At 71.7% G+C, this 7,807-nt stretch carries 7 protein-coding genes and 1 pseudogene; 2 read left to right on the top strand and 6 right to left on the bottom strand.

Annotated features, from left to right (window positions below; translation table 11 throughout):
- Positions 1–225 precede the first annotated feature (225 nt).
- Positions 226–1,143 (bottom strand): LysR family transcriptional regulator, encoded by a 918-nt coding sequence (locus tag D455_RS0121185; protein WP_017572690.1) that lies wholly within the window; start codon positions 1,141–1,143, stop codon positions 226–228.
- A gap of 73 nt (positions 1,144–1,216) precedes the next feature.
- Here D455_RS0121185 and D455_RS31230 point away from each other — a divergent pair, with 73 nt between their 5' ends.
- A complete protein-coding gene (locus tag D455_RS31230; protein ID WP_017572691.1) occupies positions 1,217–2,245 on the top strand; it encodes a DMT family transporter in 1,029 nt (342 codons plus the stop codon).
- 257 nt (positions 2,246–2,502) lie between these two features.
- Here the strand turns inward: D455_RS31230 and D455_RS31235 are convergent.
- The 5 genes and pseudogenes from D455_RS31235 to D455_RS0121215 form a co-directional block, all read right to left on the bottom strand.
- Positions 2,503–3,427 (bottom strand): annotated as a pseudogene (locus D455_RS31235) (RluA family pseudouridine synthase).
- Entirely contained in the window at positions 3,424–4,032 is a 609-nt protein-coding gene (gene lspA, locus D455_RS0121200; protein WP_017572693.1) for a signal peptidase II, read from the bottom strand. The pseudogene D455_RS31235 and the gene lspA overlap by 4 nt, the downstream one beginning before the upstream one ends.
- Before the next feature lie 29 nt (positions 4,033–4,061).
- Positions 4,062–4,472, bottom strand: coding sequence for a TraR/DksA family transcriptional regulator (locus D455_RS0121205; RefSeq protein WP_017572694.1), 411 nt, complete (start codon positions 4,470–4,472; stop codon positions 4,062–4,064).
- 170 nt (positions 4,473–4,642) lie between these two features.
- A complete protein-coding gene (locus tag D455_RS0121210) occupies positions 4,643–5,176 on the bottom strand; it encodes a GNAT family N-acetyltransferase (RefSeq protein WP_017572695.1) in 534 nt (177 codons plus the stop codon).
- 71 nt (positions 5,177–5,247) lie between these two features.
- Positions 5,248–5,508 (bottom strand): divalent-cation tolerance protein CutA, encoded by a 261-nt coding sequence (locus D455_RS0121215; protein WP_017572696.1) that lies wholly within the window; start codon positions 5,506–5,508, stop codon positions 5,248–5,250.
- Between the two features lie 349 nt (positions 5,509–5,857).
- Between D455_RS0121215 and ileS the strand changes: the two genes are divergently transcribed.
- A partial coding sequence (ileS, locus tag D455_RS0121220; RefSeq protein WP_017572697.1) for an isoleucine--tRNA ligase occupies positions 5,858–7,807 on the top strand: 1,950 nt, incomplete at its 3' end.

Here is a 7,807-nt window from a genome sequence, read left to right on the forward strand (position 1 = left end):
TCCTCCTCCTGCCACACGGGTTCGCTCCCGCGAGCGTGGGCGGCCCGGCGAACCGCGTGCAGGTGCGCTGCCCGGCGAGGCGGCTCGTGACGGCGCGTCCCGGGCACGGAACCCGCGCACAGGCCGCTGGCGGTCGGCGTGCCGGGCGGGTCCGCCGGCGGACGGGGAGAGCCGTCCGCCGGGTTCGGGCACCGCGCGGGAACGGGCCCCGCCGTCCGGGGGCGTTCAGGCCGAGGTGGAGGAGGAGTAGGCGGCGGCCGCCTCGCGCAGGGCGCGGACGGTCGCGCGGATGGCCGGGCGGCGGGAGGCGTCGGTGCGCCAGAACACGTACACCTGGCGCACCAGCGCGGGCTGGACGGGCACGACCCGCACCCCGTCCGGCAGGGGACCGCGCCCCAGGCGGGGCATGACGGCGGCGCCGATCCCGGCGGCGATGAGCGCCAGTTTGGTCTGGTGCTCCTCCACGTTGTGGATGACGTTGGGTTCGCCGCCGCGCGCACGGATCATGCCGTGCAGCCAGTCGTCGCAGATCGATCCGCGCGACCAGCTGATCCAGGGCAGGTCGAGGATCTGCTCCGGCGCGAGGATCTCGTGGTGGGCGAGGGGGTGGTCGGCGGGCAGGGCGATGTCGCCGACGTCCTCCATGAGCGGGGCGCGGCTCATGCCGTTGGGCAGGCTCAGGGGCGCACCGGCCCAGTCGATGACCATGGCCAGGTCGGCGTCTCCCCTGGCCATGGCGGGCACGCTCTCGTGCGGTTCCTCCTCGTGGAGCTCCACCCGCAGGCCGGGGTGGAGCTCGCGCAGGGAGGAGAACGCGTGCGGGAGGAGCCCGCGGACGGCGGTGGGGGTGGCGGACAGGCGCAGGTGGCCGGTGACGTCGTCGCGGTGCGCCTCCAGGTCCGCCTCCGCGCGCTGGACCATGGACAGGATCCTCGCGGTGTGCTCGACCAGGAGTTCGGCGGCGTCGGTGAGGCGGACCCCGCGGCCGTTGCGTTCGACGAGGGGCTGCCCCACCTCGCGTTCGAGCTTGGTGAGCTGTTGGGAGACGGCCGAGTTGGTGACGTGGAGGGCTTCGGCCGCGCCGCTGAGGGAGCCGTGCGCCGCGATGGTGTGGAGGACCCGGAGCCGGTCGACACTGAGCATGTAAGCAACTCTAACCACTAGCTTAAGAAATACGAAGTAGACCTAAGAGGTTTCCCGGGGATAGAAACATCCCATGGCCGCTTCCTCCCCCGCGTCGCCCTTGCTCCGCGCCCCTCGCCACGTACTCTCCGACTGGCGCGCCAAGTTCGTCCTGCTCGCCCTGATCTGGGGCATGAGCTTCCTGTTCATCAAGGTCTCCGCCGAAGCCCTCTCCCCCATGCAGATCACGCTCGGGCGCATGGCCACCGGGGCGGCACCGCTCCTGGTCGTCCTGTTGCTGCGGGGCGGGCGCCTACCGACCTCGCCCCGCCTGTGGGGACACGTGTTCGTGGCGGCGCTGCTGCTCAACACGATCCCCTTCACCCTGTTCGGGTACGCGGCGCAGCTGATCCCGTCCGCTCTCATGGGGATCGTGAACGCCTCGACGCCCCTGTTCGGCGTGGTGTTCTCGATGATGCTGCTGTCCGACGAACGCCCCGACCGCGACCGGGTCCTCGGCCTGGGCATCGGCTTCCTGGGCGTACTCACCGTGTTCGGCGTGTGGAACTCGCTGGGCGAGGTGACCGTCGGCGACCGCGGCTCCGTGCTCGGCATGTTGTTCGTCGTGGGCGCCACCGCCTGCTACGGGATCGGCACCCCCTACATGCGCCGGTTCGTGGCGGGCAGTTCGCACGGCGCCCTGGAACTGAGCACCCTGCAACTGCTGCTGGGCACGGCCCCGCTGGTGGTGCTGGTCCCGTTGTTCACCGACATGCCCACGGGGATGACGTGGCGGGTGGTGGCCTCGGTGAGCGTCCTGGGAGCGCTCGGCACCGGCGTCGCCTATCTGCTCCAGTACGCGATCGTTCGCGGAGCCGGGGCGACCGTGGCGACCACGGTCACCTACGTGGCGCCCGTGGTCGCGATCGCCGCCGGGGTCGTGCTGATGGGTGAGACCCTGAGCTGGAACCAGCCCCTGGGCGCGGTGGTGATCATCCTGGGCGCCGCGCTGTGCCAGGGAGTGGTCCGCCTCCGGCGCGTGGTCCGCCCCTGGCCCCGGCGGGGAGGGCCGCACCGGAAGGAGGAGGGCGAGGAAGGCTGGGCCGTGGCCCGCGACGTGTGAGGCCGCCGGTCCACGCGGGCCGCTCGGGGAGCGGTGTCGCCCACAGGCCGCGCAAGGGCCTGTCCGGGGACACCCGCCACTCACGCAAACGCAGTCCCCGGCCCAGCCTGTGGACAACGCCGACGGACACGGGAGTCCACGGAAGGCTCCCCGCCCGGGAGCGACGGACCCGGAGGCGACAAGCCCAGCGCACGGCCTTCGCCGTCCGTCAGAGCGTTCGGGCCCCCTGGCCCGAGACGCCGCGGCGCCGCGGCCGGTCAGTCCTCGCGCAACGCCTCGACGGCGGCGGCCAGGTCGTCCGGGTAGGGGCTGGAGAACTCCACCGGACGGTGTTCGGTGGGGTGGTCGAAGCCCAGCCGCACCGCGTGCAGCCACTGGCGGGGCACNGAGCCGCTCGGCCAGCGTCGGATCGGCCCCGTAGAGCATGTCGCCCACGCACGGGTGGCGCAGCGCCGACATGTGCACCCGGATCTGGTGGGTGCGGCCCGTCTCCAGCTTGATCTCCAGCAGGCTCGCGGACCGGAAGGCCTCCTGCGTGTCGTAGTGCGTCACCGAGGGGCGCCCGCCCGCGACCACGGCCCAGCGCCCGTCACCGGCCGGATGCCGGTCGATCGGCGCGTCCACGGTGCCCCGGAGCGGATCCGGATGCCCCTGGACGAGCGTGTGGTAGCGCTTGTCGACGGTGCGTTCCTTGAACGCACGCTTGAGCACGCTGTAGGCGGTCTCGCTCTTGGCGACCACCATCAGGCCGGTGGTGTTGGCGTCCAGCCGGTGCACGATGCCCTGACGCTCGGCGGCGCCGCTGGTGGCCACCTGCACTCCCGAGGCCAGCAGGCCCTCCAGGACGCTGGGACCGGTCCAGCCCACCGTGGGGTGGGCGACCACGCCGATCGGCTTGTCCACCACGATGATGTCGGTGTCCTCGTGCACGATCCGCATGCCCGGCACGGGCTCGGGGCGCGGGACGGGGGCGGTGGGCGGCGGCGGAAGGGTGATCTCCAGCCAGGCCCCCGCCTGGACGCGGTCGGACTTGCCCGCCTCGGAGCCGTCGACCAGCACGCTGCCGTCGACGATGAGTTCGGCGGCACGCGTCCGGGACAGGCCGAACATGCGGGCGATGGCGGCGTCGAGCCGGTCGCCCTCCAGGCCGTCGGGCACGGGCAGACTGCGGGTGTCGCTCACCGGTCACTCCCCTCGGCGCCGTCCTCCCCGGTCGAACCGGAGTCCGCGGTGTCGGCGTCCTCGGCGCTCTCGGCGCCCTTCTTCTTCGAACCGTCCTCCTCGACGACCGTGCCGTCCAGGTTGATCCCCCGGAAGGTCAGCAGCACCACCAGGCACGCGCCCACGACCACGCACGAGTCGGCGATGTTGAAGACCGGGAAGGTCCCCACGCTGATGAAGTCGACGACCGCGCCGTGGAAGGGGGCCGGATCGCGGAAGAGGCGGTCCAGCAGGTTGCCCGCGGCGCCGCCCATCATCAGGCCCAGCGTCACACCCCACCAGACGCTGCGCACCCGCAGGCCCATGACGCCGATGACGATGACGACGAGCATGGCGACGCAGGTGAACACCCACGTGATGTCGGTGCCCATGGAGAAGGCGGCACCGGTGTTGAACACCAGGGTGAACTGGACGAGGTCCCCGATGACGTCGAGGCGCTCGCCCTCGGAGAAGGACGCCAGGGTCCACTCCTTGGTGAGGAAGTCGACGCCGATGGCGGCGAGAGCGACGAGCAGCAGGAGAAGGTATCTGCGCGGACGGACGCCCGTGTTGTCGGTCGTGGTCATGTTGCGGTCCCCGGGGGGCTCTACCTCAGTCAGCGACGCTCCTCGCGCTGTTTGCAGGTGACGCACAGGGTCGCGCGCGGAAAGGCCTGAAGGCGTGCCTTCCCGACGGCCCGGCCGCATGAGTCGCAGACCCCGTAGGTTCCCGCGTCCATCCGTTCGATCGCCTTCTCGCCCTTGGCGAGCAGGTCACGAGTATTGTAGGCCAACGCCAGATCGTGTTCGCGCTGGAAGGCCTTGGCCCCGGTGTCGGCGCTGTCGTCCCCCGCGCCCTCCACCGGGTCGTCGAGCAGCTCGGCGAACTCGGCCTCGACCTCCCCGAGTTCCCGCCTGGCTGCGGCGATCTCCTCCTCCAGCTGCTGGCGGACCGCGGCGACCTCCTCCGCCGTCCAGGGGTCCTCCCCCGGCAGAACCGGCATCCGGGCGGCGTCGGTGGCCTTCATCGCAATCCCTCCAGACGGCTCGGCACCCGTCCCGGAGTCCGTGGGGCCGCGGACTCTCCTCCTGGACGGTACCGCGAGTGGTGCCGGGAAGCGTAGGCAATCCACCGGGACAAGGCAACGTTCCGTGCCGTGCGCCCCGCCTCCACGCGAAGCCGTACGGACCCGCCCGGTCAGAAGCGCCTGCGGTACCGCACCCGGGGCAGGACCACGCCGTTGATGGGTCCCGCCTCGGTGACGGTCCCGTCGGCCGCCCAGCCGTGGGCGGCGTAGAAGCGCCGGGCCCGCGGGTTGTCCCTGAGCACCCACAGGACGGCCTCGGTGTACCCGGCCCCGGTGATGGCCCCGTGCACGTCGGCGATCAGCCTCCGGTTGACACCGCTCCCCCACACCTCGGGGACGGAGTAGAAGGCCTCCAGCTCGGACGCCTCCCCCACGGCCCCTCCCGCGCCCTCCCCGTCCTCCGGGGCGAAGGCGGCGAAGGCGGCGAAGGCCACCACACCCCCGGGTCCATCGGCCACCAGCATCCCGGCACCCGGCCGGACGGCACCGGCGATCCACTCCGACCACCGGGCGACCCGCCGCTCGGTGTCCATGGCGTCCAGGTAGTCCTGGGGCACGAGCCCCCGGTAGGCGGCACGCCAGGAACGGACCTGCACCCCGGCGACGCCGGGGCCGTCCCCGGGCACGGCCTCGCGTATCAGCATGCGCCCATTCTCACGACCACGACCACACGCGCCAACCCGTTTTCCCGACTGGCCGTACCGCGCTCCCGGCCTCACTCCGCGGCGGCGAAACCGCCGTAGTCCTCCGCGAGGGCCGACAGGTGGGGCTCGTCGAACACCGCCGGACCGCCGTGCGGTCCCGTGCGCACCTCGATCACCCAGTCCACGTCCTCGGCGTCGTCCTCGCCCGCGAGCATGTCGCGGTGCACCAGGCACGGCTCGTAGCCCTGCTCCAGGAGCTGCTCGGCCAGCTCGTCGGCGTCCTCCCGATCCGGCAGCGTCACCAGCACCGCGCCCCGGACGTCCTCGACCACGGCTGTCCCTCCCCAAACCGAGCGGCGGGCCCCGCCCACTGCGTTATCCTGACTCCAGGTGTCGATGGGGACGAGTAGCGCTGACCCCGACCGGACGGACACAGCTTAGGGCCTGGCCCGTCCAAGCGACCCGGGGGCGGTGCGAGCCCGGGGGTACGACCAGCGTGAAGATCACCCCGGAGCCGCCGGAGGAACGGGCACGGCGCGCCTCAGTAGAACCGGCAACAGCGCAACGAAGAGGGACCCCGCAGCCGCCCGAGCGGTGCTGCCGCGGTCCAAGGAGGGTGGTACCGCGGGGCCGCACGCCTCGTCCCTCCGTCAGGAACACCCCTGATGGAAAGGTACGACGGTGGCCAACGATCCCCGGCCCGAATCCCGCGCGCTGCCCCAGCTGCCCGCGCAGATCGACCTGCCCGCCATGGAGCGCGAGGTCCTCGGCCGCTGGTCGAAGGAGGACGTCTTCCAGCGCTCGCTCGACCAGACCCGCGGCGGCCCCAACTGGGTCTTCTACGAGGGACCGCCCACCGCCAACGGCCAGCCCGGCGTGCACCACGTCGAGGCCCGCGCGTTCAAGGACGTCTTCCCGCGCTTCCGCACCATGCGCGGTTACCACGTGGACCGCAAGGCGGGCTGGGACTGCCACGGCCTGCCCGTCGAGGTCGCCGTGGAGAAGGAGCTGGGCCTGTCCGGCAAGAAGGACATCGAGTCCTTCGGCATCGCCGAGTTCAACGACCGCTGCCGCGAGTCCGTCCTGCGCAACGTGGACGCGTTCACCGCCATGACCGAGCGCATGGGCTACTGGGTGAACATGGACGACGCCTACCGCACCATGGACCCGCGGTACGTGGAGTCGGTCTGGTGGGCGCTCAGGCAGATCTGGGACAGGGGGCTGCTGGTCCGCGACTACCGGATCAGCCCCTACTGCCCGCGCTGCGGCACCACGCTGTCCGACCACGAGCTCGCCCAGGGGTACGAGACCGTCACCGACCCGTCGGTGTACGTGCGCTTCCCGGTGACCTCCGGCCCGCTGGCCTCGCCCGAGCACCCCACCTCGCTGCTGGTGTGGACGACCACCCCGTGGACGCTGGTGTCCAACACCGCCGTGGCCGTGCACCCGGACGTGGAGTACGTGGTGGCCACCGACGGCCAGGAGCGCCTGCTCGTGGCGCGCCCGCTGTTCGAGAAGGTCCTCGGCGAGGGCTGGGAGCTCACGGGTGAGAGCTTCGAGGGCGACGAGATGGAGCGCTGGACCTACCAGCGCCCCTTCGACCTGGTGGCCTTCGACGAGCCCGCCCACTACATCGTGCTCGCCGACTACGTCACGGTCGAGGACGGTACCGGTCTGGTCCACCAGTCGCCCGCCTTCGGTGCCGACGACATGCTGGTGTGCCGCGCCTACGGCCTCCCCGTCGTCAACCCGGTCCGCCCGGACGGCACCTTCGAGGCCGACCTGCCGCTGGTCGGCGGGGTGTTCTTCAAGGAGGCCGACAGGACGCTGGTGCGCGACCTGAAGGACCGCGGCCTGCTCTTCCGCCACGTGGACTACGAGCACTCCTACCCGCACTGCTGGCGCTGCCACACGGCGCTGCTGTACTACGCGCTCCCGTCCTGGTACATCCGCACCACCGCGGTCAAGGACGAGCTCATCGCGCAGAACCAGGCCACCAACTGGGTTCCGGAGAACGTCAAGGAGGGCCGCTTCGGCGAGTGGCTGCGCGGCAACGTCGACTGGGCGCTCTCGCGCAACCGGTACTGGGGCACCCCCCTGCCGATCTGGGAGTTCCCCGACGGCCGCCAGATCTGCGTGGGCTCCCTGGAGGAACTGGGCCGCCTCAGCGGGCAGGACCTGTCGAACCTGGACCCGCACCGGCCCTACGTCGACGACATCGTCATCCCCGACCCGGACGCCGACCCCTCGCTGCCCGAGGAGCAGCGCGTGGCCCGCCGCGTCCCCGAGGTCATCGACGCCTGGTTCGACTCCGGTTCCATGCCCTTCGCCCAGTGGGGCGCGCCCCACCGCGAGGAGCGGACCTTCCGGGACAACTTCCCGGCGCAGTACATCTCCGAGGCGATCGACCAGACCCGCGGCTGGTTCTACTCGCTGCTGGCGGTGAGCACCCTGGTCTTCGGCCGCAACTCCTTCGAGAACGTGGTCGTCCTCGGCCACATCCTCGCCGAGGACGGCCGCAAGATGAGCAAGCACCTGGGCAACGTCATGGAGCCCATCCCGGTGATGGACCAGCACGGAGCCGACGCGCTGCGCTGGTTCATGCTGGCCAGCGGCTCGCCGTGGGCCGCC

The organism is Nocardiopsis halotolerans DSM 44410, from assembly GCF_000341065.1.
Lineage (GTDB): Bacteria > Actinomycetota > Actinomycetes > Streptosporangiales > Streptosporangiaceae > Nocardiopsis > Nocardiopsis halotolerans.